At 67.4% G+C, this 23,047-nt stretch carries 37 protein-coding genes; 8 read left to right on the top strand and 29 right to left on the bottom strand.

Annotated features, from left to right (window positions below; all coding sequences use genetic code 11):
- Positions 1 to 117: 117 nt before the first annotated feature.
- The 4 genes from ACZ7OI_RS10330 to ACZ7OI_RS10315 form a co-directional block, all read right to left on the bottom strand.
- Positions 118 to 855, bottom strand: a complete 738-nt coding sequence (locus ACZ7OI_RS10330; RefSeq protein WP_470263866.1) for a hypothetical protein — start codon at positions 853 to 855, stop codon at positions 118 to 120.
- 187 nt (positions 856 to 1,042) lie between these two features.
- Positions 1,043 to 1,513, bottom strand: coding sequence for a phage terminase small subunit P27 family (locus ACZ7OI_RS10325; RefSeq protein ID WP_470263865.1), 471 nt, complete (start codon positions 1,511 to 1,513; stop codon positions 1,043 to 1,045).
- A gap of 1 nt (position 1,514) precedes the next feature.
- Positions 1,515 to 2,090, bottom strand: coding sequence for a GTP cyclohydrolase I (gene folE / locus ACZ7OI_RS10320; protein ID WP_470263864.1), 576 nt, complete (start codon positions 2,088 to 2,090; stop codon positions 1,515 to 1,517).
- Positions 2,087 to 2,803 (bottom strand): 7-carboxy-7-deazaguanine synthase QueE, encoded by a 717-nt coding sequence (locus ACZ7OI_RS10315; RefSeq protein ID WP_470263863.1) that lies wholly within the window; start codon positions 2,801 to 2,803, stop codon positions 2,087 to 2,089. The genes folE and ACZ7OI_RS10315 overlap by 4 nt, the downstream gene beginning before the upstream one ends.
- Positions 2,804 to 2,896: 93 nt before the next feature.
- Between ACZ7OI_RS10315 and ACZ7OI_RS10310 the strand changes: the two genes are divergently transcribed.
- On the top strand, positions 2,897 to 3,634 hold the full coding sequence (locus ACZ7OI_RS10310) for a hypothetical protein (RefSeq protein WP_470263862.1): 738 nt from the start codon (positions 2,897 to 2,899) through the stop codon (positions 3,632 to 3,634).
- Positions 3,635 to 3,666: 32 nt separating this feature from the next.
- Here ACZ7OI_RS10310 and ACZ7OI_RS10305 read toward each other — a convergent pair whose 3' ends face one another.
- The 5 genes from ACZ7OI_RS10305 to ACZ7OI_RS10285 are packed head-to-tail and all read right to left on the bottom strand — an operon-like array spanning position 3,667 to position 6,432.
- Positions 3,667 to 4,095, bottom strand: coding sequence for a 6-pyruvoyl trahydropterin synthase family protein (locus ACZ7OI_RS10305; RefSeq protein WP_470235786.1), 429 nt, complete (start codon positions 4,093 to 4,095; stop codon positions 3,667 to 3,669).
- Positions 4,096 to 4,437, bottom strand: coding sequence for a hypothetical protein (locus ACZ7OI_RS10300; protein WP_470263861.1), 342 nt, complete (start codon positions 4,435 to 4,437; stop codon positions 4,096 to 4,098).
- Positions 4,434 to 5,342 (bottom strand): hypothetical protein, encoded by a 909-nt coding sequence (locus ACZ7OI_RS10295; RefSeq protein WP_470263860.1) that lies wholly within the window; start codon positions 5,340 to 5,342, stop codon positions 4,434 to 4,436. Before ACZ7OI_RS10295 ends, ACZ7OI_RS10300 begins: the two co-directional genes overlap by 4 nt.
- Positions 5,339 to 5,605 carry a DUF7352 domain-containing protein gene (locus ACZ7OI_RS10290; RefSeq protein ID WP_470263859.1) on the bottom strand — a complete coding sequence of 89 codons (267 nt, stop codon included), beginning with the start codon at positions 5,603 to 5,605 and terminating at the stop codon, positions 5,339 to 5,341. Before ACZ7OI_RS10290 ends, ACZ7OI_RS10295 begins: the two co-directional genes overlap by 4 nt.
- Positions 5,602 to 6,432 (bottom strand): ParB N-terminal domain-containing protein, encoded by an 831-nt coding sequence (locus ACZ7OI_RS10285; protein ID WP_470263858.1) that lies wholly within the window; start codon positions 6,430 to 6,432, stop codon positions 5,602 to 5,604. The genes ACZ7OI_RS10290 and ACZ7OI_RS10285 overlap by 4 nt, the downstream gene beginning before the upstream one ends.
- A gap of 155 nt (positions 6,433 to 6,587) precedes the next feature.
- On the opposite strand from ACZ7OI_RS10285, the gene ACZ7OI_RS10280 reads away from it, so the two are divergent.
- The 4 genes from ACZ7OI_RS10280 to ACZ7OI_RS10265 all read left to right on the top strand — a co-directional run bounded on the left by ACZ7OI_RS10280 (position 6,588) and on the right by ACZ7OI_RS10265 (position 8,475).
- Positions 6,588 to 7,091, top strand: coding sequence for a hypothetical protein (locus ACZ7OI_RS10280; protein ID WP_470263857.1), 504 nt, complete (start codon positions 6,588 to 6,590; stop codon positions 7,089 to 7,091).
- A 75-nt stretch (positions 7,092 to 7,166) separates the two neighbouring features.
- Entirely contained in the window at positions 7,167 to 7,595 is a 429-nt protein-coding gene (locus ACZ7OI_RS10275; protein ID WP_470263856.1) for a hypothetical protein, read from the top strand.
- A gap of 161 nt (positions 7,596 to 7,756) precedes the next feature.
- The gene (locus ACZ7OI_RS10270; RefSeq protein WP_470263855.1) at positions 7,757 to 8,026 is read left to right on the top strand and encodes a hypothetical protein; all 270 of its coding nucleotides are present in this window, start codon (positions 7,757 to 7,759) and stop codon (positions 8,024 to 8,026) included.
- Positions 8,027 to 8,217: 191 nt separating this feature from the next.
- Positions 8,218 to 8,475, top strand: a complete 258-nt coding sequence (locus ACZ7OI_RS10265; RefSeq protein ID WP_470263854.1) for a hypothetical protein — start codon at positions 8,218 to 8,220, stop codon at positions 8,473 to 8,475.
- 53 nt (positions 8,476 to 8,528) lie between these two features.
- On the opposite strand, the gene ACZ7OI_RS10260 is transcribed toward ACZ7OI_RS10265, so the two are convergent.
- A complete protein-coding gene (locus tag ACZ7OI_RS10260; protein WP_470234317.1) occupies positions 8,529 to 8,759 on the bottom strand; it encodes a hypothetical protein in 231 nt (76 codons plus the stop codon).
- 435 nt (positions 8,760 to 9,194) lie between these two features.
- On the opposite strand from ACZ7OI_RS10260, the gene ACZ7OI_RS10255 reads away from it, so the two are divergent.
- The 3 genes from ACZ7OI_RS10255 to ACZ7OI_RS10245 all read left to right on the top strand — a co-directional run bounded on the left by ACZ7OI_RS10255 (position 9,195) and on the right by ACZ7OI_RS10245 (position 11,460).
- Positions 9,195 to 9,539, top strand: a complete 345-nt coding sequence (locus ACZ7OI_RS10255) for a hypothetical protein (protein ID WP_470263853.1) — start codon at positions 9,195 to 9,197, stop codon at positions 9,537 to 9,539.
- Positions 9,540 to 9,594: 55 nt separating this feature from the next.
- Positions 9,595 to 10,959, top strand: a complete 1,365-nt coding sequence (locus ACZ7OI_RS10250; RefSeq protein WP_470263852.1) for a chymotrypsin family serine protease — start codon at positions 9,595 to 9,597, stop codon at positions 10,957 to 10,959.
- A gap of 165 nt (positions 10,960 to 11,124) precedes the next feature.
- The gene (locus ACZ7OI_RS10245) at positions 11,125 to 11,460 is read left to right on the top strand and encodes a hypothetical protein (protein WP_470263851.1); all 336 of its coding nucleotides are present in this window, start codon (positions 11,125 to 11,127) and stop codon (positions 11,458 to 11,460) included.
- Positions 11,461 to 11,718: 258 nt separating this feature from the next.
- Here ACZ7OI_RS10245 and ACZ7OI_RS10240 read toward each other — a convergent pair whose 3' ends face one another.
- The 19 genes from ACZ7OI_RS10240 to ACZ7OI_RS10150 form a co-directional block, all read right to left on the bottom strand.
- Entirely contained in the window at positions 11,719 to 12,075 is a 357-nt protein-coding gene (locus tag ACZ7OI_RS10240; protein ID WP_470263850.1) for a helix-turn-helix domain-containing protein, read from the bottom strand.
- Positions 12,072 to 13,571: a hypothetical protein gene (locus tag ACZ7OI_RS10235; protein ID WP_470263849.1), complete on the bottom strand. Its 1,500-nt coding sequence runs from the start codon at positions 13,569 to 13,571 to the stop codon at positions 12,072 to 12,074. Before ACZ7OI_RS10235 ends, ACZ7OI_RS10240 begins: the two co-directional genes overlap by 4 nt.
- On the bottom strand, positions 13,568 to 13,846 hold the full coding sequence (locus ACZ7OI_RS10230; protein ID WP_470263848.1) for a hypothetical protein: 279 nt from the start codon (positions 13,844 to 13,846) through the stop codon (positions 13,568 to 13,570). The genes ACZ7OI_RS10235 and ACZ7OI_RS10230 overlap by 4 nt, the downstream gene beginning before the upstream one ends.
- Positions 13,846 to 14,697, bottom strand: coding sequence for a hypothetical protein (locus tag ACZ7OI_RS10225; protein WP_470263847.1), 852 nt, complete (start codon positions 14,695 to 14,697; stop codon positions 13,846 to 13,848). Before ACZ7OI_RS10225 ends, ACZ7OI_RS10230 begins: the two co-directional genes overlap by 1 nt.
- Positions 14,698 to 14,701: 4 nt before the next feature.
- Positions 14,702 to 15,763 (bottom strand): hypothetical protein, encoded by a 1,062-nt coding sequence (locus ACZ7OI_RS10220; RefSeq protein ID WP_470263846.1) that lies wholly within the window; start codon positions 15,761 to 15,763, stop codon positions 14,702 to 14,704.
- A 99-nt stretch (positions 15,764 to 15,862) separates the two neighbouring features.
- Positions 15,863 to 16,642, bottom strand: a complete 780-nt coding sequence (locus ACZ7OI_RS10215; protein ID WP_470263845.1) for a hypothetical protein — start codon at positions 16,640 to 16,642, stop codon at positions 15,863 to 15,865.
- Positions 16,639 to 16,821, bottom strand: a complete 183-nt coding sequence (locus tag ACZ7OI_RS10210) for a hypothetical protein (protein ID WP_470263844.1) — start codon at positions 16,819 to 16,821, stop codon at positions 16,639 to 16,641. Before ACZ7OI_RS10210 ends, ACZ7OI_RS10215 begins: the two co-directional genes overlap by 4 nt.
- On the bottom strand, positions 16,818 to 17,186 hold the full coding sequence (locus tag ACZ7OI_RS10205; protein WP_470263843.1) for a hypothetical protein: 369 nt from the start codon (positions 17,184 to 17,186) through the stop codon (positions 16,818 to 16,820). Before ACZ7OI_RS10205 ends, ACZ7OI_RS10210 begins: the two co-directional genes overlap by 4 nt.
- A gap of 37 nt (positions 17,187 to 17,223) precedes the next feature.
- Entirely contained in the window at positions 17,224 to 17,607 is a 384-nt protein-coding gene (locus ACZ7OI_RS10200) for a hypothetical protein (protein WP_470263842.1), read from the bottom strand.
- A gap of 37 nt (positions 17,608 to 17,644) precedes the next feature.
- The gene (locus tag ACZ7OI_RS10195; protein ID WP_470263841.1) at positions 17,645 to 17,863 is read right to left on the bottom strand and encodes a hypothetical protein; all 219 of its coding nucleotides are present in this window, start codon (positions 17,861 to 17,863) and stop codon (positions 17,645 to 17,647) included.
- 176 nt (positions 17,864 to 18,039) lie between these two features.
- The gene (locus ACZ7OI_RS10190; protein WP_470263840.1) at positions 18,040 to 18,348 is read right to left on the bottom strand and encodes a hypothetical protein; all 309 of its coding nucleotides are present in this window, start codon (positions 18,346 to 18,348) and stop codon (positions 18,040 to 18,042) included.
- 11 nt (positions 18,349 to 18,359) lie between these two features.
- A complete protein-coding gene (locus ACZ7OI_RS10185; RefSeq protein ID WP_470263839.1) occupies positions 18,360 to 18,605 on the bottom strand; it encodes a hypothetical protein in 246 nt (81 codons plus the stop codon).
- 103 nt (positions 18,606 to 18,708) lie between these two features.
- Positions 18,709 to 18,948, bottom strand: coding sequence for a hypothetical protein (locus ACZ7OI_RS10180; RefSeq protein ID WP_470263838.1), 240 nt, complete (start codon positions 18,946 to 18,948; stop codon positions 18,709 to 18,711).
- The gene (locus ACZ7OI_RS10175; protein ID WP_470263837.1) at positions 18,945 to 19,208 is read right to left on the bottom strand and encodes a helix-turn-helix domain-containing protein; all 264 of its coding nucleotides are present in this window, start codon (positions 19,206 to 19,208) and stop codon (positions 18,945 to 18,947) included. Before ACZ7OI_RS10175 ends, ACZ7OI_RS10180 begins: the two co-directional genes overlap by 4 nt.
- Before the next feature lie 489 nt (positions 19,209 to 19,697).
- Positions 19,698 to 20,276: a hypothetical protein gene (locus tag ACZ7OI_RS10170; RefSeq protein WP_470263836.1), complete on the bottom strand. Its 579-nt coding sequence runs from the start codon at positions 20,274 to 20,276 to the stop codon at positions 19,698 to 19,700.
- Entirely contained in the window at positions 20,266 to 20,958 is a 693-nt protein-coding gene (locus ACZ7OI_RS10165; protein ID WP_470263835.1) for a hypothetical protein, read from the bottom strand. The genes ACZ7OI_RS10170 and ACZ7OI_RS10165 overlap by 11 nt, the downstream gene beginning before the upstream one ends.
- The gene (locus tag ACZ7OI_RS10160; RefSeq protein ID WP_470263834.1) at positions 20,958 to 21,326 is read right to left on the bottom strand and encodes a hypothetical protein; all 369 of its coding nucleotides are present in this window, start codon (positions 21,324 to 21,326) and stop codon (positions 20,958 to 20,960) included. Before ACZ7OI_RS10160 ends, ACZ7OI_RS10165 begins: the two co-directional genes overlap by 1 nt.
- Entirely contained in the window at positions 21,323 to 21,721 is a 399-nt protein-coding gene (locus ACZ7OI_RS10155; protein ID WP_470263833.1) for a hypothetical protein, read from the bottom strand. Before ACZ7OI_RS10155 ends, ACZ7OI_RS10160 begins: the two co-directional genes overlap by 4 nt.
- Positions 21,718 to 21,903: a hypothetical protein gene (locus ACZ7OI_RS10150; protein ID WP_470263832.1), complete on the bottom strand. Its 186-nt coding sequence runs from the start codon at positions 21,901 to 21,903 to the stop codon at positions 21,718 to 21,720. Before ACZ7OI_RS10150 ends, ACZ7OI_RS10155 begins: the two co-directional genes overlap by 4 nt.
- Positions 21,904 to 23,047 lie beyond the last annotated feature (1,144 nt).

Here is a 23,047-nt window from a genome sequence, read left to right as displayed (position 1 = left end):
CGCGTAAAGGAGGACGTTTAGCCGCTGCCCGCGAACGGGTTGGCTTCGCCGTCACAGCCGACCTCGTCCCTGCCCAGATCGGGCCGAACGGGCGAGGCCGGCTGTGACGGGGTGGGTCTACATGAAGTCGCTGGCGCGGCGCACTGAACTGCTGATGCTTTCTGCGACATCTTGCAGGCCCGCCGCGCTGTTGGCGGCCTCTGCCAACCTCGAAGCGCTGTCTTCGAGGTGTGCAAGGTCGCGTGCGGCATGCATCAAAGCTGAGGCGCTGTCCTGAAGATGGCTGAGGTCGCGTGCTGCATGGCTGAGCATCGAAACCGCGTCCGGGTCCAGGACGGAGCTTGCGTTGCGCAACCCTCGGATCTCGTCTGACAGCTCACGAATAAGGGCCGCTGCTTCCTGGTCATTCTGGTCAAGACGCGCCAACGTAGTGCGGATATCGTTGTTCTGTTCTTCGACGGCCGTGGTGATCCGCTCGACCAAGCCATCCTCGGTGATGTCGCGAAGTCCCCGCAATTCCTCGTAGGAGCCGTCCTCGCGCTCCAGTTTCCAGCCTTCGAGGACTTCGATGGTGAACCGCGCGGCGGCTCCTCGCTCGTCGACCGTGTCGTGGTGCGGCTTGCAGAGGAACAACAAATTCTCGAACGCATCAACTTTTTCACGTGAAATATTCGGTACGTAGCGTTCGGCTTTCGCCTTGTCGGTCCTGATGTGTGCGATCTGCAGGTTGAGCCGGTATCGGTTCTCAACTTTCGTGAGCAGAGGCTCGGTGCAGCCCGGACCCCAGTAGCACTTGCCTCGTCCGAACAGGATCAATGCGGCGCGGTCAGCGCGGGTGTAGTTGCGTGGTGGCACGGCTCATCCTCCTAAATGTGCGGTCGCGCAAGTGGTACACCCGGCCACCGACAGTTCCGGCTTCCGGCGAGGCACTGCCCACGGATCCCACCCGTTTGTCGCAGTCCCACCTGATTGGCTGTTTGCCAGTAACACGGCCACGGAAAATCGGGACTTACAACAAATCGGCAGGCTCGAAGGTGAGTCGTTAGCCGGTGCCCGCGAACGGGTTGCCTTCGCTTCCGTCACGGCTAGCCCCATCCGTCTGCTCGATCCGTGTCCGAGCCGAGGGAGTCAGTCCGAATTCCTGCGCGAACGCGCGGATCACATGCGCAGAATCGCGCTGGATCACCAGCGCCGGGTTCCGCACGTACCCGCCGTGCAGGCCCTTCTGGATCACGCCGGTTTTCGCGACGACGGCCGAGGCACGGCGATGTGCCATGACGGCTTCGCAGTAGCAGAGCAGGGTGTCGCGGTCGCATGCGTGCGCGATGCCCATCGCGTCGAGTTCGCCGACGGTGTAGTCCCAGATCTCGCGGACCGCGTCGGCCACGTCGTCCGGGCACTCCGGAGGGCCGCCGCGCGGGATCGGTTCGTGGTGGTTGTAGCGCTCGGTGTGCCGGTCGCCTTCGATGATCCGCAGCGCGGTCGGCTTCGGCGGGACACCGCGTCGCCCCATGTCAGCCTCCTCGGTGCAGGTCCCACAGTTGCGCCCGCAGCTCCGGGTCGGCGGCGAACCGGCCGGTCACGGCGGTGGTGACCATGGCCGCGCCGGGTTTGCGGATGCCGCGCTGGGTCATGCACCCGTGTTCGGCGCGCACGATGCACGCGGAGCCTTCGGTTTTCAGGTAGGTGTCGAGGGCTTCGGTGACCTGGTGGGTCAGCTGCTCCTGTGCCTGGAGCCGGTGGGCGTAGATGTCGAGCAGGCGCGGCAGCTTCGACAGGCCGACGACGGGGGCTCCGGCGACGGGCAGGTAGGCGATGGTCGCGGTGCCGGTGAAGGGCATCAGGCGGTGCGCGCACATCGACGTGAACGCGATGCCGGTCACGGCGATCATGCCGTCGGAGCGGTCGACCGGGAACGTGCGCTCGAGCACGGTTTCCGGGTCCTGGTCGTAGCCTGCGGTCAGTTCGGTCCAAGCCCGTGCGACCCGCGCGGGGGTGTCGGCGAGGTTCGGTTCGTCCGGGTCGAGTCCGCGGTCAGCGAGCCACGCGCGGATGCCGGTCGCGAGGGCGGTGGTCGGGTGGGTGGTCATCGGCCTCTCTCGTCTCCCCAGGCCAGCACGTGCAGCCGGGTGCCCAGGTTGAAACCGTGCTCGATCACGCGGTCGGCGATGAGCTGCGTACGGGTCAGGACAGCCTCGACGGTGGTGCCCTCCGGAGAAATCCACACCGGCGCGTCCAGGCGGTGCCGGGCGACCAGCTCGGCGGTCTCGTCCACATCGGACACGGTCGCGCACACGAACTTGAACACCGCGCGCCCGCTCGCGGCGAACGCGGCCAGCACCTCCGGGCGGATGCGCCGCTCGGAGGGGTCGCCGGAGTGCGCGAGCTTCGGCGAGACGTTGAACCGGACCCCCAGGGCCGGTTCCAGCGTCTCCGCCGTCGGCGCGACGGTGCCGTTGGTCTCGATCTCGATATCGGCCCCGCCCCCGCGCAGCCCCTCCAGCAGCTCCGTCCACGCGGGCTGGTGCTGGTGCAGCAACGGCTCCCCGCCGGAAATCACGACCAGGCCGGGTTTCCCGGACAACGCACGGTCTGCAATGTCCCGCACTGGTCGCCGTTCCAGCTCGGTCCGCAGGTCGAACCGGCTCCCGTCCCACGTGTAGGGCGTGTCGCACCACGAGCAGGAGAGGTTGCAGCCACCGAGCCGGACGAAACTCGCCCGCCGACCGGCCGAGGGGCCTTCGCCTTGCGCGGTCGGGCCGAAGACCTCGCTTGCGACCAACGTGGCCGGTGTCCCCGCCACGGCACCCGATCGTGCGCGCTGAGGCTGCTCCGACTGTGCGACTGCTGCCGGTTCTGAAGTGTTCATGACCTTCCTGTGTCATCGTTCCGTGTTATGAACATTCGGAAGTTAACGGGAACAGAATCGCGAACGCGTCTCCAACGGATTCTCTTCGGAACACCCGCAGGCCGGTTTAACTTGTCCAAAGCCGAACACGAGGCGGTGAGCCTCCCGGACCGCGCCGGGTACGCATTGGTTTACGGCATCACTCTCGTTGCCCTGTTTCTCGCTGGCACCGCATTTGTCCTGGTGGCCTTGGGCTGGCTGTCTTTCACCGGGGTTATCTGGAGCTCCGCGGATCAGGCATTCGGTGTGACACTGGGAGTCTATTTCGGGTTCACCGGGTCGCTGGGTCTGTTGCTAGTCAGAGCCTTCATTCTTGCGGTCCGGTTGAACGACGACACAACGATGGCCAATGTTCAATCAGCGCTGTGGAAGTTCTCCGCGTACTGGCTGATCGTCATCGCGGGGCTGGTCCTCGCGAGAGCGGCCGACTCCACATTCGTGTGTACTCCAGGTGAGTGCCCTATTCCCGATCCAAAAGCATTGGCACGTGCCGCCACCGTACCGGCGCTGTTTGCGGTCAGCATCGGTTTCATCCCAGTGCTGGTGGACGCACGCAAAGAGGTACGAACCGGCCAGGCCCGGGCGCGGGCGGCGCAGAGCGCACCAACTTCGCGGGTAACCGTGCCGATGCCGGTCCGCCAGCGGTCTCGCGGGGCATCGTTGGCCGCGACGGCTGGGGTCATGGCCGCCGTCGCGGCTGCCATGTGGGCGAGAACGAAGCGTTGACCCCAATCCCACCGAGTCTCAGTCCGATGTCCTCATGCACACCATCCGGCCCGGTTGACGTGGGTTTCGCGGACGCTCACCGCGGTCACCTTCGCGCCGGGGACGCGCTCGACGCCGTCGAGCAGTTCGGCGGCGATGTCCGCGAGGTATTCGGCGACGTTCTCCACAGTCGGCCAGCCTGGCACCTCGTGGACCTTGCAGCCGTGTTCGCGCAGCAACGGGACCAGCGGGTCCTCGGGACCGAGCATCACCCCGTGGTCGAGGTGCTGGTCGATCCAGACGCGCAGGGCCTTCTTGAACGGGCCGAATTCCACGACCACGCCGTCCGCGCCCGGGACCGGGGCGGTCACGGTGACCTCGGCCCACCAGGAATGCCCGTGCAGGGACACGCATTTGCCGGGCAGGTGCGGCAGCCGGTGCGCGGTCTCGAAGTTGTGGGAGACGGTGACGGTGCTGGCCATTCAGGACACCCCCGTCACGGTCGCGCCGGATTCGCCGTCCTCGGACACCTCGACCGAGACGACGTCGAGCATGTGGTACTTGCGCAGGTGGTTCCACAGTTTCCGTGCGAGGTCTTCACAGCTCGACGTGTCGCATTCGCGGGTGCCGGGTCCCCACCACGCGCGGATCAGGTCTTGCAGGTCGTGGAACTCGATGTCGCGGTCGTCGTGGGCGACCGCGACGTGCGCGGTGATGCGGAACAGGTGCCGGTGGCGGTCGGCCAGATAGGACCGTCGCCCGGTCGCCCCGGGCCACCGGTGGAAACCCGGTGCCGAGATGGTGGTCCACACGGTCGCGGTCACGATGGCATCAGCTCGCCTTCTCGGTCGTCGCGGGCCGGGTGCGGGACCTCGCCGAACTCGGCGTAGCGGTCTTGCAGCGCCCGCCAGTTCGCGAGGGTGCTGGTCATGGCGTCGGCGTGCATCTGGCAGGCCACGTCGCGGTTCGCGGTCTCGCTGTAGAGGAACCGGTGCCCCAGCTCGCCGAGGCGCCGCAGCGCCGCCGATTCGGTCCGCACGGCCGGGTAGCGGAGGCTGTTGAGCCAGGATGACGAGTCGCACGAGTCCGGCGGACAGGGCAGACACCATTCGCAGGCGGACAGGCCGAGCACGTGGACCCACAGGTGCGGGTACTGCCGGCGGCGCTCCCACATCGTGTGCAGCAGCCGGACCCGCGTGGGGTGGTTGGCCTGCACGACGTTGCCGAAGCAGAGCCGGTCGTACCCGGCGGCGAGCTGGTCGAAGTAGTCCCAGCCGTCGTTGAACGGGTGGTAGACCGGGATCGGGTTCAGGCCCAGCTCGTGCAGCCGCGCTCGGGTGCGGATCTTGTTCTCCCGCCCGCCCTGGTCCAGTTCGATGTAGCCCCAGAGCCGGTCTTCGTAGCGTGTGGCCAGTTCGACGTACCGGTCGAAAAGCCGGTCGAACCCCTGGATCTCGTCCGGGGGCAGCGACAACGCCTCGTCCATCGAACAGCCGACGTTGCGCTTGTGCTCGTTGGTGAGGTTGAAGATCCCGGAATCGAGCAGGATCACGTGGCCCTCGTCCATCAGCCGGACCATCCGCTTTTCCTGGCTGCGGTGATACAGGTCGTTCACCGCGAGCAGCAGGTGACGCGGGTAGGCCGAGGACTCCCCGGCCGCGAAGTAGATCGGGGTGTCGGCCCGGTCGAACATGCCGCCGCCGGTGGCGACGACGCCCTCCGCGGTCACGGCCGGACCTCGAACACGTGCCACACCAGGTGCCCGACCCACGCCTGCGCGGTACCGAGGTAGTCCGTCGTCCCGGAGGGCATCGGGTTGCCGGTGCCGACGATCGCGATCGTCCGGTCCTCCGGTTCGGCGGCCGGGTCGACCTCGGCCCACAAGGTCAGGTGGCCGTGCTGGTGCTGGACGGTCAGCAGCCGCGCGCCTGCGGGCATGGTGAGGGTCTGGCGGTCGGTGACCCCCAGCGGGTACTTCCAGATCGTGCTCACGCCGCCCTCCCCGCAGTGTCCGAAGTGGACAGAACCGGGTCGTCGCCGGTGATCCGCTTCCACTTGGTCAGCAGCCACCCGGCGAGGTACGGGTGCGGTTGGACCATCACGACGGGGTGTTCCTCGGCTTTCTGTGCGAACGGCGCGAGCATCGTCGGATACGGCCAGAACAGCGTGCCTTCCGCGAGCAGCGGAGTCCACAATGGCCAGCCCGTGTGGACATCGGCCACCACCAGGCGGTGGCGGCTCAGCGCCCACACCTGTCCCGTGGCGGTCTCGAAGTCGGGTTCGCCGACGGTCACCCCGGCCAGCCGCAACGCCTCGCCCTTGTCCGGGGGGTCGCCCTCGCCGCCCTCGCCCTCGTCGTCCACAGTGGACAGGGCGTCTTCCAGGGCTGCGAGGTCGTCGGCTTCGTAGCCGGTCAGGTCGAGCATTTGCGCTTCGCCGAGGTCGTGCAGGACTTCGGCCAACATGCGGTCGTCCCAGCCGCCTTTGACGGTGAGCTGGTTCGACGCGATCAGGTACGCCTCGGCGTCGTCGTCCGAACGCGACGACCAACCGCGGATCACCGGCATGAGCCAGCGGCCGTCGTCGTCCACCTGCACGCCGTCCGGTGCGGCTCGGCCTTCGGCAGCCCACTCGCGCAGCTGGTGGTAGCGGCCGTGCCCGGCCACCAGGCGGCCGGTCCGTTCGTCGATCAGCGGCAGCTCCGCGAGTCCAAAGTGGCCGATCGACCGGCCGATGCCGGCGGTGTCGTGCTCCTTCGGGTTGCGGGGCGCCGCCTCGACGTCCTCGACAGGCACGTACTCGACGTACCGGTTCGCCATCCGCAGTTCTCTCTTTCCTCGTCGTGGTCAGTGCTCGATCCGGCCCGAGGCGTGACCACCCGAATGGCTCGATCTCCTGGGGCGATTTTCGGTCGAAAGTTATTGGTGTCAGGCAGGGCACCGGCCCCGCCACCCACACAGAAAGGGCCTCCACAATGGCCACCACGCCCAACACCAACAAGACCGCCACCACTGCCAAGGCCGCCCCCAAGCCCGCCGCCCCGGCGGCGAAGGCGACCGCCCCGGCCGCCAAGACCACCGCCCCGGCCGCGAAGCCCGTCGCGACCCCGCAGGCCACCGAAGTTCCGGCCGACGCGAAGGGCGGCAAGCCGAACGGCGCGAAGAGCGGCCTGTTCGGCTCCCTGGTCGGCGGTGCCAAGACCGTGGACGAGATGCCCACCCAAACCCGCAACGGCAACTCGCGCGTCAACCCGTTCGCCGAACTGGTCAAGGAAAGCTACATCGACGGCAACCCGCGCCAGGTCGGCCCGGTGGACGAGGACGACAAGGAGACCGTGGTCGCGGCCATCCGCCGGGGCGCCGCGAAGAACGCGCTCGGGGTCAACGTCGTAACCGAACCGGCCACCGACGACGAGGACAACATCATCAAGGGCAAATTCGTCATCACCTTCAAGGGCAAGGAAAAAGACGCCCGCTGACGTAACCCGGGGGCGCGGTTTCGGCCGCGCCCCCGGCCCCCGCTGGACCCCCGACCCCGAAAGGCCCGGACAGGCATGTACTTCTACCATCCCCACGACAACGGCTTCATGATGTTCGCCGTCGAGACGGACGGCGACGGCAAGCTGCTTCTCAGCTCGCACGAGGGCAACGTCCTGTGCGAGCTGGATGTGGACAAGGGCAAGAGCCTCGCGGACAACGTCGCCGCGCTCGTGTCCATGATCCCGGACCCCCTGCCGTCGAGCGGATGGCGCCAGGGGCGCGAACTGGAAGCTGACGGCACCGTTGTGTGGCGGTTCTGGACGAACGACCCCGGCCAGTTCCAGAAGCTCTACATCGAGATCGCGGCGCACGGCCCATTCTTCTGGCGCGTCGGCTACGCAAAGGAAGGCGGCCCAGCCGTCGCGCAGGGCGATGCGCCGACCGCCGAGCAGGCGCGCGACAGGGCCATCAAAGCGGCGCTGTACGTCCCGCGCCGCCGGTAGCGCCCCAGGCGGCCCCCGCAGATTCGCGGCGGGGGCCGCAGCCGCGTCCCCAGTGGCCTACGGAACAAGACTGGAACCGAAGATCGCTGGTCCTGATCGCGTCTCGGAGCTGATCCTTAAGGGGCACAAGGGAAAAGGCCCGGACACAGGAGACCGACACCATGGACAACCAAACCCGCAACAAGATCCAGACCGGCGAGTGGATCGAGGACGTCCCCGACAACGACGGCCGCATCGTGTGGATGTACTCAACCGACTACGACGGCACCGCCGAGAACTACTGGGCCGAAGTAACCGGCGAAGGCCCGTTCGCGTGGAAGGTCGGCGAATACCCCGAGTCGGGCCGGATCGTCGCGGACGGCGAAGCCGGCGACCTCGAAACCGCGCAGCAGCAAGCAGCACAGGCGTTCGCGCAGGCAGTAAACCAGTGACGACCTTTGTCACCCGGGCGACCCCCATGGCGATGCCGTGGGGGTTTCCCTTTGCGTGCCAACGATCTCACGCGTCGTCGCGTGGCCTACGGAACACGATCGGAACCAAAGATCGCTGGTCTAGATCGCGCCCCAGCGTCGAAGATTAAGGCACACAAGGAAAACAGACCCGGACACAGGAGAACGACACCATGAACCAGAACCTCGAAACCGAATGGATGCAGGCAACAACGGAAGACGGCGCCACGTGGTTTCTCATGGCGGAGAACGACTACCTCGCCGAGAACTACTGGGCCGAAGTCGCCGTCAACAGCCCGCACACCTGGAAGGTCGGCATGGGCACCCCCTTTGGCGCCATCCTGGCCACCGGCAAGGCAACCACCCCGGAACAGGCCAAGCACGATGCCGAACAGGCGTGGAAGCGCGCGGTACAGGACGACCTGAACTAACGGCAGACCACGAAGCCCCCGCCTGCCACGCGGGGGCTTCGTCGTGCCGAGGGCTAGCTGTCGTCGTCGGGCAGCGCGGCCCGAACGAAACAGTCCTTCGCTTCCAAGAGCTTCCGCAGTCCGGCCGTCAGCTCTGGTCCGTCCGGCAAGGCATCGATCACTGCGCCTGCGAAGTCGTGGCACTGCTCAGCCACCGAGCGCGCGCCCTCGTCGGCAAGGTGCTCGGAACGGAAGTACCGGGCGATGTTCGCCGTTCCCGGGTGGCGGCCGGTCGTGTCGATCATGGTTTCCTCCGAGGCGTTTGCACTGAGTTCGCGAAACTCGGGTTTTTGCGCGCGGGACCACCGGCGCGGTCTGGAGTGCCGCGTTGACACGTGATCGAAACCCCCATATCCCCGGCAATCTAGCCCAAGAGCAGCCGTTCGCGCTGGAAGGAAGCAAGTGCATGAGCGACAGCATGGACAGCGATCAGCGGCGAGCGCTGACGCTTGTCCATGCTGCTGTACGTGGTGGACACAGGTCGATCGTCGCCGAACTGGACGAGCGGGTCCGGGGGCGAATGGGGAATACAGGACATTTATGCCTGGAGTTGCGGCGGGTGTCACGCGGGCGGAGCAGTGCCTGTCACACTGGGTATGAGTCCCCAGTCCGACGATCACCGTGTAGGCGGACCGCGTAATCCGAGGGTTCGACGTAGGGTTCCATGCAGGGAGGGTTTGATGGATAGCCGACGCGTAAGGGTAGTTCCGGAGAAATCTGTTCGAGACAAGAAGCGCCTGGTCCATGTCGTTGCCGACAAGCCGGGTCTCAGCTCCGTGAATTGGTCTTATGTTGCTCGCACGAGCGATGACTTGAGCTTGGCATTCCTGGTTGATCACAGCTCGCAGCGAATCAACGATGTTATCGGCGTGAACGTCGAATACTTCGAGGAATGCGTGGTTGTGAAGATTCTTGCCACCACGTTTCCGAGTGGGGGCGACCGGTTCATGATGTCACTGGTTGGCGAGTACATGGTCGACCTCGAAGAACCCCTTTCGGGTCGCTTGGTGGTTGACCATATTTAACGAGGGCTAATCCTCGTGGAACTCTCCTCTGTTAACCCAAAAAAGAGGAAGGTTAATGATGCATCGTCGAAGATATTCCTACTCGGCTGCAGTGGTAAGTTCGTTCATGATCGCCGGGTCTTTAACGGTTGCGAGCGCTGCGGTCGCCCAGCAGTCAGACGCTCCGCAGTCGGGGTTTTCGTCGATCGGCGAACTTCAGAAGTATGTTGCCGAATCGCCTGAAAAGTATGCGGGCATGTATATCGACCAGAAGAGCAACACGGTCCACATCAATGCGACTGACGGGGTCCGTCTGGACGCAGTCTCCCGTCTGCGAAGGTCGGCCTTGAGGGATCAGGTGACCGCCTCCACGAACCTCGATAGCCCATCGATAGTCGTGGATCGGGTCAGGTACAGTTATTCGGACCTGGAAAGAACCAAAAAAGAAGTCGCTTCACTTGAGCCGTGGGCATCGGAAACCGCCAAATTGCGCACCGCGTGGGGCATTCATCCAAGTGCAAATAAAGTTCGCGTCGGATTGACTCAGGTAACCCCGGAGTTGCGGACCGAGGCAGCCAAACTGTTCGGCGACAAGGTCGAACTTGTTCAAGAGTCTCGGGCGAATTCGCTTCCGTCGATCGTCAGGGTAAAAGAACGGCCTAAGAGGGTCCATCTCACCAAGAAGGAATTCAGGAGCAGGCTGCGAGCACTGAACGGCACCGCTGCTACCGCCGGGCCGCCGCTCCTGGACAGTTCTCCGTTTCTCGGCGGAGATCGTATGTTCCGCGAGATATTCCGAGACGGCGGCGAGTACGTTGAGGAGTGCACCGTAGCTTTCACCTGGGCTCAGGATCCGTCGAATTTCGCCATGGCCACTGCGGGGCACTGCGGGCCGACCAACGTTGCCTGGACTCAGGGATACTACGATCGCGATGCGAACATACTTTACGAGGCAGGCGGCATCGGAAGTGCTTTCGCCACTGCATTCCAGGTGGACAACGCCGATGCCGAATTGATGAACGGTGCGCCTTACTTGGGGCAAATGTGGGAAAATACCTCCGGTGCCTACAAGGTGGCCAGGGTTACGTACTCCTTCAATGCGGTCGAAGGGCAGACTGTTTGCCTTAACGGGTCGTTCAGCGGTACGCGTTGCGCAGGCGTGGTGCAGCTTCCCGATGAGTGCTTGAACCTGAACGGAACGTGGCCGGACACTGGTGCCGGTTACCAGATTCCGATGTGCTACGAAACTCGGCTCTCCGCTCCGGTTCCGCTGGACCAGGACGGAGACAGTGGAGGCCCGGCTTTCTATGGGCATCCGGAAGACGGTGTTGGCGCCGCCGGCATCATCTCGGCGGGCACGGACGGCGGAACGACCGCTTGGTACGCATCCGGAAACGGTGCCCGAGCGAATTTCGTGGGCGATTTCCTGCATGAGGGATGAGGGGTCAGTCAAATTTCGATGTGGTTGCCCCTTGCGCGTGGTTTAACTAAGTAACTGGCATTGTGTCGGTTCCCTCGGCTTTTTCTGCGTCGAGGGAACCGACCTTTGCCTGAGTCTTTCGTCGGCATTCCAACCGCCTGGACTGGTGAGCGCGGTGTGCCGGTCGTGGCAGGGCTTGCACAGCGGCCGGAGCCGGTGCCAGGCGTCGGGGTCGGGTACTCCGCGGTTGATGAGCGATCGGCGGGTTTCGGGGTGGTGGTCGGCCACGGTGGCGGGTCGGCGGCAGAGGTCGCAGAGGCGATGTTCGCGCAGGAACGCGGCGCGGTTGTGCTGCCAGTGGTGGTCGTAGCCGCGTTGGGCGGCGGTTCCTCGGCGCTGGTCGCTGTGGCGTTGTTGTTCGCGTCTGCAGTTCGGGCAGGGGCCGGGCTGGATGGTGTCGCGGCAGGTGGGGCAGACGCGGGGCGGGCTGTGGGGCATCGAGTCGTGTCCACAGTGGAGTGATGGGCGAGGTGTTCGTCAGCGGCGGGCTTGCACAACCCGCGAAAGGGTTTCGGTCAGAGTCGCGCGTGCTGGATGAGCCGGGCGTCTGGTGAAGGCCCGCCGCTGATGTGTGCGGTTCTCGCCTGTGCTGGTCGAGTTCCGCGTCCCGTGCACCCCTTGTGCGGTGTCCGGGCATGGGGGTGCTTGCTGCGAACGGTAGTACAGTCACGCGTTCGCGCGCCACCCGGGTTGGTCACGAATCCGTTGTCATATCAGGGTTTACGGCCGTTTAGATCGGCGTCGCCGTCGTCCGGCGTGGTAGGCGAGCACGTCGGCCACCTGGTAGCGGGTGCCGTCGGGAGTGTCCACTGTGGGCAGTCCGCGTCGGCGCCATTGCCGGACGGCGTCGGGTTTGACGTCGCACATGTCGGCGACCTCGTCCAGGTCGAGCAGGTCGTCGGTGCCGAATGTCATCGGTTTCGGCACGGTCCAGTTCTGGCCGAGCTGCTGGCATCGCGCGTCGAGCTGGTCGCAGGCGCGGGGGTCGGCGCGCTGGAGGGCGTCGCGGTAGGTGCGGGCGACGCGGCGGGCGCGGTCGAGGGGGCTGTCGCCGGGCCAGGGCCACGGGTCGGTCATGCCACCGCCTCGGCGAGCAGGGTGCAGAGCCGTTGGTATTCGTCCCAGGTGTAGTTCTGTCCGCAGGCTGCGCAGGCGATCACGTCGTCGCCGTCGTCGCGCTGGAGGGCGGGGTGTTCGCAGCGGGGGCAGGGAGCGGGCAGGTGGTGGACGAGGCGGCGTTGCCCGGTGAGGGCGCGGATGCGGTGGTGCAGGTCGAGCAGCACGACCGCGCCGTCCAGGCCGTCGCGGTCCAGGGTGGTCCATTTGCCGTCGCTCCAGCCGGTGTGGACGACGCCGCGCAGCGCGAGGAACACGCTGAGGGAGTTTTCCAGCAGCAGGGCGGCGTGTTCGAGGACGGGTCCGGGGCGGCTGTCGCGGGCGGTTTGGGTGTCCCAGTCGACGTGCAGGACGTCGGCGACGGATTCGGCCCAGCATTGGGCTTCGTGGACGAGTTCGCGTTGCGCGGCGTCGATGCCGAGCGCGATGGGGACCGCGGGGTCCCGGGTTCCGGCGACGTTCTGCCGGAGCCCGTCGCGGATTCCGGCGAGCGCGAGTTCGAGGTCGAGGTAGTTGCGGGGCATGTCGGCGATGGCCTGGCGGAGGTGGCGGGTGCAGGCGTCGCAGAGCCCTTCGGCGGCGTTGATGACTGCGCCGTGCTTGATCTGCGGGTAGGTCGGGTCGGGTTCGCGCTGGGCGCAGCGGGGGCCGCGGTGACAGCGGTGCAGCTCGGTCATGCGGGTGTTCTCCAGGGTGTTCGGCCTGTGCGGCTGGTCGGAGGATGCCGGCGGGACGAGGCGTAACGGCTGGTCGGCGTGTTGTGACGATGCCGGGGAGAGGTTGGGAGGTGAGGGTCGTGGATCTGGTGCGGGCTCGGCTGCGGCTGGGCCGGATGCTGCGCGCGTGGCGGGCGGAGGTGCGCTCGGAGGGGCTGCCGGAGTTGGATCCGTCCCGAGTGGACGCTGCGGCGCGGAGGTTGCGGGGGCGCGGGAACCCGGCGAGGTAGGTCGTGGCCGGTCGCCGTATCCGGCGGCGTGCAGGAGCGGGACGAGGTCGCGCAGCAGCATCCGCACGGGCACGTCGAGCAGGGGTTCGACGACGGGCAGCGCGTCGGGGTCGCGGGCGGCTTGGGTGAGGGCGTACAGGTCGGCGGCGGTGATCCAGGCGTGCCAGCGGCCGGGGTCGGCCTTGCCGGTGCGGCGTTGCACGACGATGCCGTAGTCGGCTCCGGCGGCGATGGCCTGCTCGGCGGTGTCGGCGAGCACGGCGAGGACGGCGGTGTCGGTGAAGTCGCTGGCGGCGGTCTTGACCTGCCAGACCAGGCAGGGTGTGCCGTCGATGTCGCCCTGGTCGGCGGATCGCTGGTCGCCGACTTTCCACCCGGTGCGGACCATGCGCTGGGCGCAGGGCCAGCCGTGTGCGCGCAGCCAGCGGGCGAGGGCTTGTTCGGCTTCTTTGCCGCGTCGGCGGCTGGCGCGGCCGATCTCGGCGCGGGTGTGGCGGTCGAGGGTGGTCATGCGGGCCCCCATTCGTTCTCGGCGGTGAGGTCGGCCCGGTGTTCGGCGCGTTGGAGCTGGTTCCAGGCGCGGCGGGCAGGTTCGGTGCGTTCGGCGCGGGCACGGAGCGGGCCGGAGCCAGCGGGAGGGTCGGCGACGGTCAGGTAGACCCGGCCGAGACGCGAGGAACCGCGGTTCGGGTAGAACCGGCTGGTCTCGCGCACGTCCAGGACGGTGCTGATCCGGGCGGCGGCGTGGGCGGCTTCGTCCGGTGCGGCTTCGATTCGGATCTGCATCAGCTCGGTCCGTCGGCGTTCTGTGAGGCGTTCCAGCCCATGAGGTCGTTGATCAGCGACCGGCCGCGCGCGGCGCGGTCTTCGGCTCCGGGGTCGTGGTTGCACAGGGCGGTGCCCCGGTAGCCGTTGCGGTCGCACAGCGGGCAGTTCTCGATGGCGCGGCGTTTGTCGGCGCGGGTGGCGCGCAGTTCGGCGACCCGGGTGTCCGCGCGGCGTTCGTGGTCGTTCTGCTCGGCGATGCGGCGGGCACGGGCGCACGCCCCGCAGCGGGGCGGGTCGTCGTCGTGTTCGTGCTCGACGCACCGCGCATCCGGCGGCGAGGTATGCGGCTGTTGCCCGGCTGGGGCGGGGGTCGGCGGGCGCGCTTCGCGCGCACGCGCGCCCGCACGTCCGCCCCGGGAATCCCCTTTAGGGGATTCCGGGACGGGACGGGAACGGGAGACTCGCCGAGGACTCTCGTCGGGATTCTCTTCGCGATTCCCCGGGGAGTCCTGCGTGGTGTCCCCGGTGGACACCATGGCCGGTGACCTGGCTTTTCGTTGCCGGGCTTTGTTCACGCGCCATCGTTCGCGCTCGGCTTCGACGTCGGCGCGGGTCGGCTGGTAGTCCGTCCAGTCGTGGAACTTGTATCCGCCACGGATTCGGCTCCACAGCCCGCGTTCCACGAGTTCCCGCACTGCGGTGTCGGGGTCGCCGCAGAGCCGCACGGGCAAGTTGGACGGCACGAACCCATCGGTGAGGTTGCGTGCGGACCAGCTTCCGGCGCGGGTCCAGAGCGCCACGGTGCAGTCCGAAGCGTCGAAGACCTTGGGGTGGTCGTAAAACCCGTCGTCTACCTTGAACCAGGACAAGAGATCAGGACCCCAGCTCGCCCAGGACGGCGTCCAGCGTCCGGCGCGGGTCTTTGCTGTCGAGGACCCGGGCGAGGATGTCGATCGCTTGTGTGGCCTCCAGTTTGGTCAGGTCGTTGGATGTGGGCAGCGGGCGTTGCACGAGCAGGCTGACGGTGTTCAGCTTGTCGGCGCGGTCGTTGACGTCCAGGTCGCCGAGCTGGGCGTGGATCTTGTCGAGCTGGGCGCGGGAGACCTTCTCCTCGTCGTCGCCGTCTCCGGTTTCGGAGGTTGCGGGGTCGCCGGGTTCGTCCTCGCCGGGCAGGGCGGGCAGCGGTGCTGCGTCCTGGGCGGGAGTTTCGGCCGGTTCTTCCGGTGGCGTCTCGGGCCGGGCGGGGGCACTGGTGGCCTTGGCCCCGTGGGCCTGGTTTTTCGGGGCTGTACGGCGTTTTGCGGTGCGTTTGGGGGCCGGGGGTGTTCCGGGTCCGGCCGTACCGGACGGGGGTGCCAGGGCGGGTTTCGGGGTGTCCGGGATTTCGCCGTCCTCCAGTTCGTCCACGGTCAGCGCGATTCCGCCGACGACGTCGGCGAACCGCCGCCGGCAGAGTCGTGTGGTGGCGCGCGCGTACAGCTTGTCCTCGGGATAGCCGCCGAGATCGATCCGCGCCCGCTTGGCCTGATCCGCGGTGAAGGTCACGCGGGTCCAGGTCTCCTCGTCGCGGCGGCGGCCTTCGAGGACGGCGCGGGTGTCGGTGACCTCGACGTCGCGGATGTGGTGCCCGGCGGCCAGAACCATCCCGCGCATGATTTCCGCGCTCTTGCCGGGTTTTCCCTTGACGATGTGGATGTGCTGGAGGCTGGTCATCGGGCCGAGACCCATTTCCCGGCCGGTGAGGATGGTGGCGGTGACGGCGGCGGGGTTGCCGCGCATCCCGTCCGGCACGAATGGGGTGTCGGCGATCTGTCCGGCCAGTTTGGACACGTCGCGCACGACGAGGACCCATTCGTCCAGCGGGGTCGGTGCGGACGATTCCTGTGCCGGTCGGGTGATCTGGTGGGGCGCGTCGTAGCGCGCAAGCTCGCTCATCTGGTCCTCGGTCTGCGGGTGATGCGCAGCAGAGGGCAGGCAGAGGGGCTTCTGCGTGGTGCGCGGAACGTGCGGTGCTGGTGTGCGGGGCGGCCGGTGCTATCCGGCCTGCGCGAGCGTGGGCGGGAGGATCACCTCCCCGACGTAGTCGCGGGAGCGGGCGCACGCGCGGGCTACCTGGTGGATGTAGCGGAATTCGCGCAGCTGCTCGGGTCCGGCGGTCATCGGGTACAGGTCGGCGCCGTCGGCGCGGACGTGGATCACGGCGCAGCCGTCGACCTCGATCATCGGCTGCTGGCCGCCGTGGGCGTCGATGTAGTAGTCGGCGTAGCGGTATCCGGCGAGCTGCCAGGCGGTTTCGCCGTACACGCCGGAGCGGCTGGTCTTGATGTCGCACAGCAGCCGCAGGCCCAGCGTCGGGAAGTCCGCGATCAGGTCGCCGGTTCCGGCCCACCCGTAGGCGTCCGACATCACCACGAACTCGACCAGGACCGGTTCGACGGCGAACGCGTCGAGGAACGCCACGTACGCGTCGACGTGCCCGGCCAATGCCTCGGGGACCTCGACCTCGTCCCCGTTCACCAGCCGTTCGGCGAGGCCGTGGACCTCGCTGCCGCGTTTGGCTGCGGCGTCGCGGTCGGCGAACCGCGCCCCGTTCAGCGCCTTCAACCGGGCGGACGGGGCCAGTTCGCTCAGCTCGTCCCAATGGTCGATCGCGTACTCCGCGGTCGTGCGGGCCGACCAGTTGATCAGCGCGGGTTTCGGCACTCCGTCGGACAGGATCGTCGTGACCCCGGGGACTTTCACGCCGTGCGCGTCCACGTAGGAATGGCCCTTGCCGTGGTTCTTGCGCCGGATCGGCGGCGCGTACTCGCTCACGCGGCGGCCCGCCGGACCTGCCGCACGGCGGTCGGGGTGCAGACCACTCCGCCGCCGTGGTCGACGTAGCGGCCCGGCCAGAACGCCACGGCCGCGTGGCCGCAGTACTCGCAGACCACGGTCGCGGGCATCGGGAACGGCGGCTGCGGCAACTGTGCGGCGGCGCGGACGGGGGTCACCACGGGCCGCCGTCCGGGTCGCTGTCCTCCCGCCCGTCGACGGGCTCTTCGGCGGGGCGCAGTCCGTCGATGGCTTCCTCGAGTTCGAGGGGCAGTTCGACTTTGCCGGTGCGGCGCTCGTGCTGGCGGCGCAGCAGCCGGTGCAGGGCCGCCGCGTCGGCGGTGGTCCCGGTGTACGCCTCGCAGGCCAGGATTTCCGCCGTGGGCACGACGTCGCCGGTGCGGGCGTTGGTGCGGATCTCTTTCGTCCGCACGAGCAGGACCGCGACATGCACGTCATCGGGACGTTCGATCAGCGAGGCGGCGATGGCGGGCAGTCCGTTGCGGTCGTCGGCGGGCAGGGCCGGATGGAGCTTGACCGACACGATTCTCCTTTCGTGGCTGAGGTTTTTCCCGGTGCGCTTACGCGGACACGCCGAGGGCGTTGCGGAGCTGGGCGAGACGGCGTTCCGCGGTCTGGGCGCGGGTCTTCCACGCGTCCCTGTCCTCGGTGATCTGGTCGAGTTTCTTCAGCCGTTCCATGAGTTCCGACAGCGGCAGGTCCAGCGGCTCGGGCGTCGTGCCGGTGGACTTGCGGTCTTTGTGCTTGATCAGGTGCGGCCGGATCGAGTTCGGGTTCGGCTTCGTGTAGTCGCAGTGCAGGCACCCGTAGGTCGTGGTGCCGTCGGCGAGGGTGAGAACGCGGGTTTGCCGTTGGAAGACCGGCCTCCCGCCGTTGTCGGAGAACGGGGCGCGACGCGGTTCGTCCGAAACCACGGGGATCCCGTTGACCTCCGTGGCGGTCACCGCCGAACATCCTGTTCGGTGCGGACGCTGAGAGGGGTCACGAGGGGCGGTCCTTTGTTTGGCGGGGAAACTTCAATTCGGTGTTGCCCTCAGTGCTCCGGTACTTGTCCGCCAGCTTGGGGTGGTCGCGGAGCAAGCGGCCGACGTCGATCGGGGGCCGTTTCTTGGCCCGGCGTTCGACGACCGGTTGGCCGTTGAGGGTGCCGACGTCGGCGTCTCCGAGCAGGGCATCGAGTTCGGCCTCGATGCCCTGCAACTCGCTCTTTGCCCGTCCCTGGTCGGAGCTGATCGTGCGCCAACGTCGGAGGAGTTGCTGGACGCGGTCTTTCTCGGCATCGAGCCGAACGACGCGGGAAGGCCGGGGCGGATCGGGTTGCATCTGTTTCTCTCCGGGTGGCGCGAGACGGATGAACGGCCGGTGGGGACCGGGGCCTACTCGGCGAGCGATGGAGCAGGGTCGGGGTCGGGCTCCGACGCGTCGCCGGGCGGTTCTGCGGGTTCGTCCTCCTGCGGTTCCGGCTCCGCGCCGGGACTCGCGGCGGGCTCGGCGTCGTCCGCCTCATCCGGTTCCGGTTCGTCGTCCGGGCGGTCGTCAGGCGGACTAGCCGCCGGGGGCCACCCGCGTCCGAGACCGTCGACGATCTCGGGGTCGCGCTCGGAGATGAGGTCGTTGAACAGCGGGGTGTCCGGGTCCTGCTGGTCGCGCATCGCGGCGATGTCGGGTGGTTCTGCGGAGGTCATCGAACGGCCTTTCAGGCGAGCAGCAGGACGGCGAGGACGGCCAGCCCGAGCAGCAGCACCGTCTGTGCAGCCGAGAGCAGGACCAGGCGTCGTTGCACGGTCGGGGATTCGCGGTAGTTGCGGGCGGCGGAGCCGACCTGGCCGCGTGTGCCGTTCCAGGCTCGGTCGAGGCCGTAGGCCAGCCGCCAGAACAGCCACAGCGGTGCTTCGACCACGGCGGCGCGGACGGTTTGGGCATGCGAAGGGCGTTCGCCCATGGTGGATTGCCTCTCGGTGAGGAGAAGGTGGGAATGGCGGCCCGCCCGCAGGAGCGGGGGCGCTCACTGCGGTGCGGGCACGCCTGCGCGGCCTGTGCGCTGGTCAGGCCGCGCGCGTCGCCTGCCGGGAACGCGGGCGTTGGGAGCCGCCCCGCGCGCTCGGGGCATCGGCAGGCGGAGGAACGGGCCGGATCACCGCCGCAGCACGAGCGAGAACGACCTCAGGTATCGGTGGCGCAGCGTCCACATTGGTCTCGATCGCGGCCCAGGTTTCGCCGGTCATCGTCTGGCCGCGCTCGGCGAAGAACCGCCCTGTCCACTCGCGATTCGAGGCCGTGCTCATGCCGCGTCCGCTTCGTCGCGGGCGTACGGGCCGACCAGATCGAGGTCGGTGAACACGAACAACGAACCGCGTGGTGCCTCGAGCGCGTCCTCGATACCGGCGGCGGTGTTCACCCGGACCGTGGTCCGCTTGCCCTGCATCAACAGGTTGATCGCGGTCGGGCTGATCCCGATCCTGCTCGCGAGCCATCGCTGGCTGCCTGCCGCGTTGACCTGCTCAGCCAACGCCGGCAGGTCGCGAACGCGCACGGAGACCGTCATGGCGAACTGCCCTCCATTCATTCAGGGGCGCAGCGAAGGCAGGAGCGGGCATCTGCGGGGTGCGCGGTGGATCCGGACCAACGGGGTTCTGGCGAGCCAGCCTATGCATTGCCCGTCGACCCCGTCAACCGCTCTCTGACATTTCGCGGCTCGCTAGTCGAATGGGCGATACGGCAGATACTCCGGACGAGTGATAAACACGGCGTTGAGCCTGCTGATCCGCAGGTGAGCGCTACCTAGAGGCCCTGTCTGTCAAGGGTGACAACTCTCAGGAACTCCAATATCTATCTACCCAGATTGATCCTTGACCTGCCTTGAATCTATGGGTGATGCGCGGTCTTTTAGATGCATTGAATGTACGGATAGTTCGTCGACAAATGATTGCGCAGGTCGGATAGTTGACTCGGATGAATAACCGTAGAAATATGCACTCAGTGGGAGGGGTTCCGGCCGGTAGGCCGGGACCCCTCCGTTGCTCTCAGAGCGTGGTCAGGACACGAGCCGCCACGCCACTCCGGCCATCCGCAGGATCGGGAGCGCGGCGAACTTCTCCCGGAACTCCGGCATGGCCTTGACCGCGTCCGCGTCGTACACGGTGAGGATCGCGTTCGCGGTCTGCGGATCGATCGGCACGCCGTCGATCTTGCGCATCGTGAACTTGTCTAGCACCTCCCGGAGGATCGCGATGCGGTCCGGCTCGGTCTCCGTCGCCTCGGGCAGCATGTCAGTGAGTTCGGCTATCTCGGCGTACGCGGTCCAGTCCTCGGAGTCCCGGCAGGACTCGCACGTCACCGCGCGCGGGTCGTCGGTCAGGGCCGGGTCGGCCGCCCTGCTTGGGCACGCGGTGTCCCCGGGGCTGACCGGCGATCCGAAGTGGACTGTGATCCCGGCTGCGATGCAGGCTTGGGTCCATCCCTTCTGGAACGCGAGCATGATGTCCGCCGCTCCGGTGCCGACCGCCATGTCCTTGATCGCCTCGCGGACGACAGCGTTGAGCGCGGGGGCAGCGGGTTCGCCCGCGAGGAATGCCTTCCGGCCCACCTCGGCGAAATCCGGCTCACTGGTCATCGGAGACCTCCCCGGCGGGGCCGCCCGGTTCGACGGTGTCGGCCAGGTTCAGCGCCGCTCGCGCCAGGGCGACGGCCGCATCGTGCTCGGCGTCGTCGCCCTCGCAGTCCGCCGCAGCCTCTAACATCGACACCGCGCGCCGGACTTCCTCGGCCTCGTCGCCGGTCGGCATGTCCGGGCCGGAAGCGTCGTCTTCCTCCGGCTCGGGAGCGGCCGCCTTGACTTCGAGCACCAGTTCGCGCCGGATCTTGTGCGGCCACGGGAACCCGGCATCGACGCCGACCGTCACCTTGTTGACCTTCAGCAGCTTGAACCAGCCATCTTCCGTGCGCACGGCCACCGCCGTCCGCAACTGTTCCTCGGTGTAGGGCACCGGGGCCGACTGGCGCAGCCGCAACGCCCGCGAGGCGCAGAGCTTGTACTCCCGCTCCGCGGCCTCGTATGCCTTGTACGCCTCCATGTCCAGCTCGAACTTCTTCTCCGCTTTCCTGGCCTGACCCGACGTCCTGCGACGGAACGCGCTGGCCGGATCGGTCTCGGCCTCCGAGCGCGGGGCGACCCGCTGGTCGTACGCTTGCTTCAGCCGATCCCGTTTCGCCTCGGCGGGCGGCACGGCGGCTTCGGCCTCGGCCAGAGCGGCGGCGTAGTTGTCCGGCGTGATCCTGCGGTACACAGTCGCCATCACGACACCCGCTTCTTCTCGGTGTAGTCGTGCAGGGGGATCGGGAGCACATGCCCGAACAGCGTGTACCAGCCGTCGAAGCAGCCGGTCTGGACGATGTACGCGCCGCTGGCCATGTAGCCGTTGCAGTTGCTGGGACACGGATTCGCCGGACGCGCGACCGGTTCTCCCGGCCACGTCTCGCCGAGGACCACCATCGGCTTGTCCGGGTACACGGGATACGTGCGCGGGACCCTGTCGCCCACGAGATACACCTCGCGGACCTTGGGGTCGCCGCTGATCACTCGGTCCGGGATCGGCTGTGTGCCGTTCCATGGCCGCAGGACCAGCGCCTTCAATCCGTAGAGCACAGGTCTGTCGCCGTTCACCGGCCTGCCTCCCGCTCCGCCGCTGCCACAGCGTCGACCACCAGTTCCCGGCGGTCGCCCTCGGACAGGAGCGCGTCCACGTCGGCGTAGCCGACATGCAGGAACCGCGGTTCGGTTTGCCGCCACGCGATGCCGTCGACCTCGACGTTCGCCAGATTCCCTTTGCCCTCGCGCACCTCGGCCGTCACGACGACGAACGTCAAGCGCCTCGCGAGGAACGCGGCATAGTCGTGCGCCGAATACACCCCGGGGTCGAAGTCCAGCGGGCTCCGGCCCAGGTCGAACCGATCCGGCCGGATCGTCACCGTCCATCCGGTCGGCAAGACGATGCCCCACTCGCGCAGAAGTTTGGCCGGGACGACCTTCTCGCCCGACTGCAATTCACCGTTGATCACGCCTCGGCCCCCCGCCTCTGCGCAGGGAGAACCGACTCCTCGTCCACGAGCGTCGTGTGGAAGTGCGTGATGAAATGCCCGTCCTTGACGATCTCGCGAAGCCGCAGGCCGGCGGCCTTCGCCGCCTCGTCCGGGCCTGGCACCTCCACGAGCGCGACGAACACGAGGCTCGGGTCCTCCATAGACAGCTCCACCCGGTAGGTGTGAACAGCCTCGGCAACGACCGGGGCCGGGCCTGCCTTCTCGGACCGCGACGGCACCGCCAGAACTACCCGGCTCCTGCGGCGCTGGTGGCCTCCGACCGGCACCGCCTCCGCCTCGTCTGATTTCGGGCGCGCTTCAGCCCCGCGATTTCCATGAACCACTTTTCGGGTCCCTTCACTACTGTCCGGGTCAACACCAGGGAACCCCCTGGCTGGGTGCGCGCGACCCTACCCGGAAAGCAGAAAAAAGACCTCCTACCTGCGCAAACGAGGTACTTAAACGATCATGGGAGAAGAACTTCGGTAATTCGGTCGGGTGGCGCGGACTGCGCGCGACCGTTGTCCGAGGCGACCATTAGGAAATGAGCGGCGATGCTATTCGCGAGGTGGGGTTCAACGGGTCAGCGTCAACGGCGGGTTCTGCTGGCTCTGTCGGCAACCCGCGGTTAGCGGCGAGAGGCTGCCCGGCAAGCGCCGCAAGACGCGGCTTCTCTGCAAGCGGCATGACCGTCTGGTCTTCGGCGAACCCGTGGAGACCATGCACGCCTGATCCGCCCCGAGGTCGGCTGTTAGGCGCGCCTGGCAACCTGTGGACCTGGGAAAACCCGGTTTCGTGAGCCAAACGGGTGAAAGTGTGTCAGTTTCAGGGTTTGGGCAAGATGCCTTGACAAGCACCCCCGCGCCGTGTTTTTGGCTTCGTATCGGGGTGCGGGGGGTGTGGCTGCGCTGGGGGAGTTGGGTGCGTCTGCTGCGGTTGGGTGGGTGGGTTCGTGGGCGGGATGACTGGGCGGCGTGGCTGGCGGGGTGGTTCCCTCACGGAAGCTTTTATTGACCGGCCCGGCCTCAATCGTTGGCCGGTCCCGCCCTCGCCGTCGACCAGCCCGCCTCAAGCACTGGCGGGCCTGGCCTCGATGACCGATCGGTCCCGCTTCGGTCGTCGACCGGCCCGTCTCAATCACTGGCGGCCCCGGCTTCGATCATCGACCGGCCCCGCCTCGATTACTGGCGGACCGGCCCCGATCGCTGACCTGTTCTGCCCCAACGTCGGCCGGCCCGGCGTCGATCAATGGCCGACCCGGCCCGATCATCGACCAGCCCGCCCCATCGTCGACCGGCCTCGCCT

The sequence above is a fragment of the Amycolatopsis sp. NPDC114503 genome, from assembly GCF_055633655.1.
Note: the sequence above shows the minus strand (reverse complement) of the source record. Positions and strands in the feature narration are given on the sequence as shown.

Excerpts from the sequence above, each read along its gene's own strand:
- ACZ7OI_RS10185 (WP_470263839.1), bottom strand. The coding sequence starts at position 18,605 with ATGGGCGAACGCCCTTCGCATGCCCAAACCGTCCGCGCCGCCGTGGTC.
- ACZ7OI_RS10305 (WP_470235786.1), bottom strand. The coding sequence starts at position 4,095 with ATGGCCAGCACCGTCACCGTCTCCCACAACTTCGAGACCGCGCACCGG.
- ACZ7OI_RS10190 (WP_470263840.1), bottom strand. The coding sequence starts at position 18,348 with ATGACCTCCGCAGAACCACCCGACATCGCCGCGATGCGCGACCAGCAG.
- ACZ7OI_RS10175 (WP_470263837.1), bottom strand. The coding sequence starts at position 19,208 with ATGACGGTCTCCGTGCGCGTTCGCGACCTGCCGGCGTTGGCTGAGCAG.
- ACZ7OI_RS10285 (WP_470263858.1), bottom strand. The coding sequence starts at position 6,432 with ATGGCGAACCGGTACGTCGAGTACGTGCCTGTCGAGGACGTCGAGGCG.
- ACZ7OI_RS10275 (WP_470263856.1), top strand. The coding sequence starts at position 7,167 with ATGTACTTCTACCATCCCCACGACAACGGCTTCATGATGTTCGCCGTC.
- ACZ7OI_RS10170 (WP_470263836.1), bottom strand. The coding sequence starts at position 20,276 with ATGACCAGTGAGCCGGATTTCGCCGAGGTGGGCCGGAAGGCATTCCTC.
- ACZ7OI_RS10310 (WP_470263862.1), top strand. The coding sequence starts at position 2,897 with ATGAACATTCGGAAGTTAACGGGAACAGAATCGCGAACGCGTCTCCAA.
- ACZ7OI_RS10150 (WP_470263832.1), bottom strand. The coding sequence starts at position 21,903 with ATGGAGGACCCGAGCCTCGTGTTCGTCGCGCTCGTGGAGGTGCCAGGC.
- ACZ7OI_RS10250 (WP_470263852.1), top strand. The coding sequence starts at position 9,595 with ATGATGCATCGTCGAAGATATTCCTACTCGGCTGCAGTGGTAAGTTCG.
- ACZ7OI_RS10165 (WP_470263835.1), bottom strand. The coding sequence starts at position 20,958 with ATGGCGACTGTGTACCGCAGGATCACGCCGGACAACTACGCCGCCGCT.
- ACZ7OI_RS10325 (WP_470263865.1), bottom strand. The coding sequence starts at position 1,513 with ATGGGGCGACGCGGTGTCCCGCCGAAGCCGACCGCGCTGCGGATCATC.
- ACZ7OI_RS10180 (WP_470263838.1), bottom strand. The coding sequence starts at position 18,948 with ATGAGCACGGCCTCGAATCGCGAGTGGACAGGGCGGTTCTTCGCCGAG.
- ACZ7OI_RS10235 (WP_470263849.1), bottom strand. The coding sequence starts at position 13,571 with ATGACCACCCTCGACCGCCACACCCGCGCCGAGATCGGCCGCGCCAGC.
- ACZ7OI_RS10265 (WP_470263854.1), top strand. The coding sequence starts at position 8,218 with ATGAACCAGAACCTCGAAACCGAATGGATGCAGGCAACAACGGAAGAC.
- ACZ7OI_RS10260 (WP_470234317.1), bottom strand. The coding sequence starts at position 8,759 with ATGATCGACACGACCGGCCGCCACCCGGGAACGGCGAACATCGCCCGG.
- folE (WP_470263864.1), bottom strand. The coding sequence starts at position 2,090 with ATGACCACCCACCCGACCACCGCCCTCGCGACCGGCATCCGCGCGTGG.
- ACZ7OI_RS10255 (WP_470263853.1), top strand. The coding sequence starts at position 9,195 with ATGGATAGCCGACGCGTAAGGGTAGTTCCGGAGAAATCTGTTCGAGAC.
- ACZ7OI_RS10220 (WP_470263846.1), bottom strand. The coding sequence starts at position 15,763 with ATGAGCGAGCTTGCGCGCTACGACGCGCCCCACCAGATCACCCGACCG.
- ACZ7OI_RS10240 (WP_470263850.1), bottom strand. The coding sequence starts at position 12,075 with ATGACCGACCCGTGGCCCTGGCCCGGCGACAGCCCCCTCGACCGCGCC.
- ACZ7OI_RS10280 (WP_470263857.1), top strand. The coding sequence starts at position 6,588 with ATGGCCACCACGCCCAACACCAACAAGACCGCCACCACTGCCAAGGCC.
- ACZ7OI_RS10270 (WP_470263855.1), top strand. The coding sequence starts at position 7,757 with ATGGACAACCAAACCCGCAACAAGATCCAGACCGGCGAGTGGATCGAG.
- ACZ7OI_RS10230 (WP_470263848.1), bottom strand. The coding sequence starts at position 13,846 with ATGCAGATCCGAATCGAAGCCGCACCGGACGAAGCCGCCCACGCCGCC.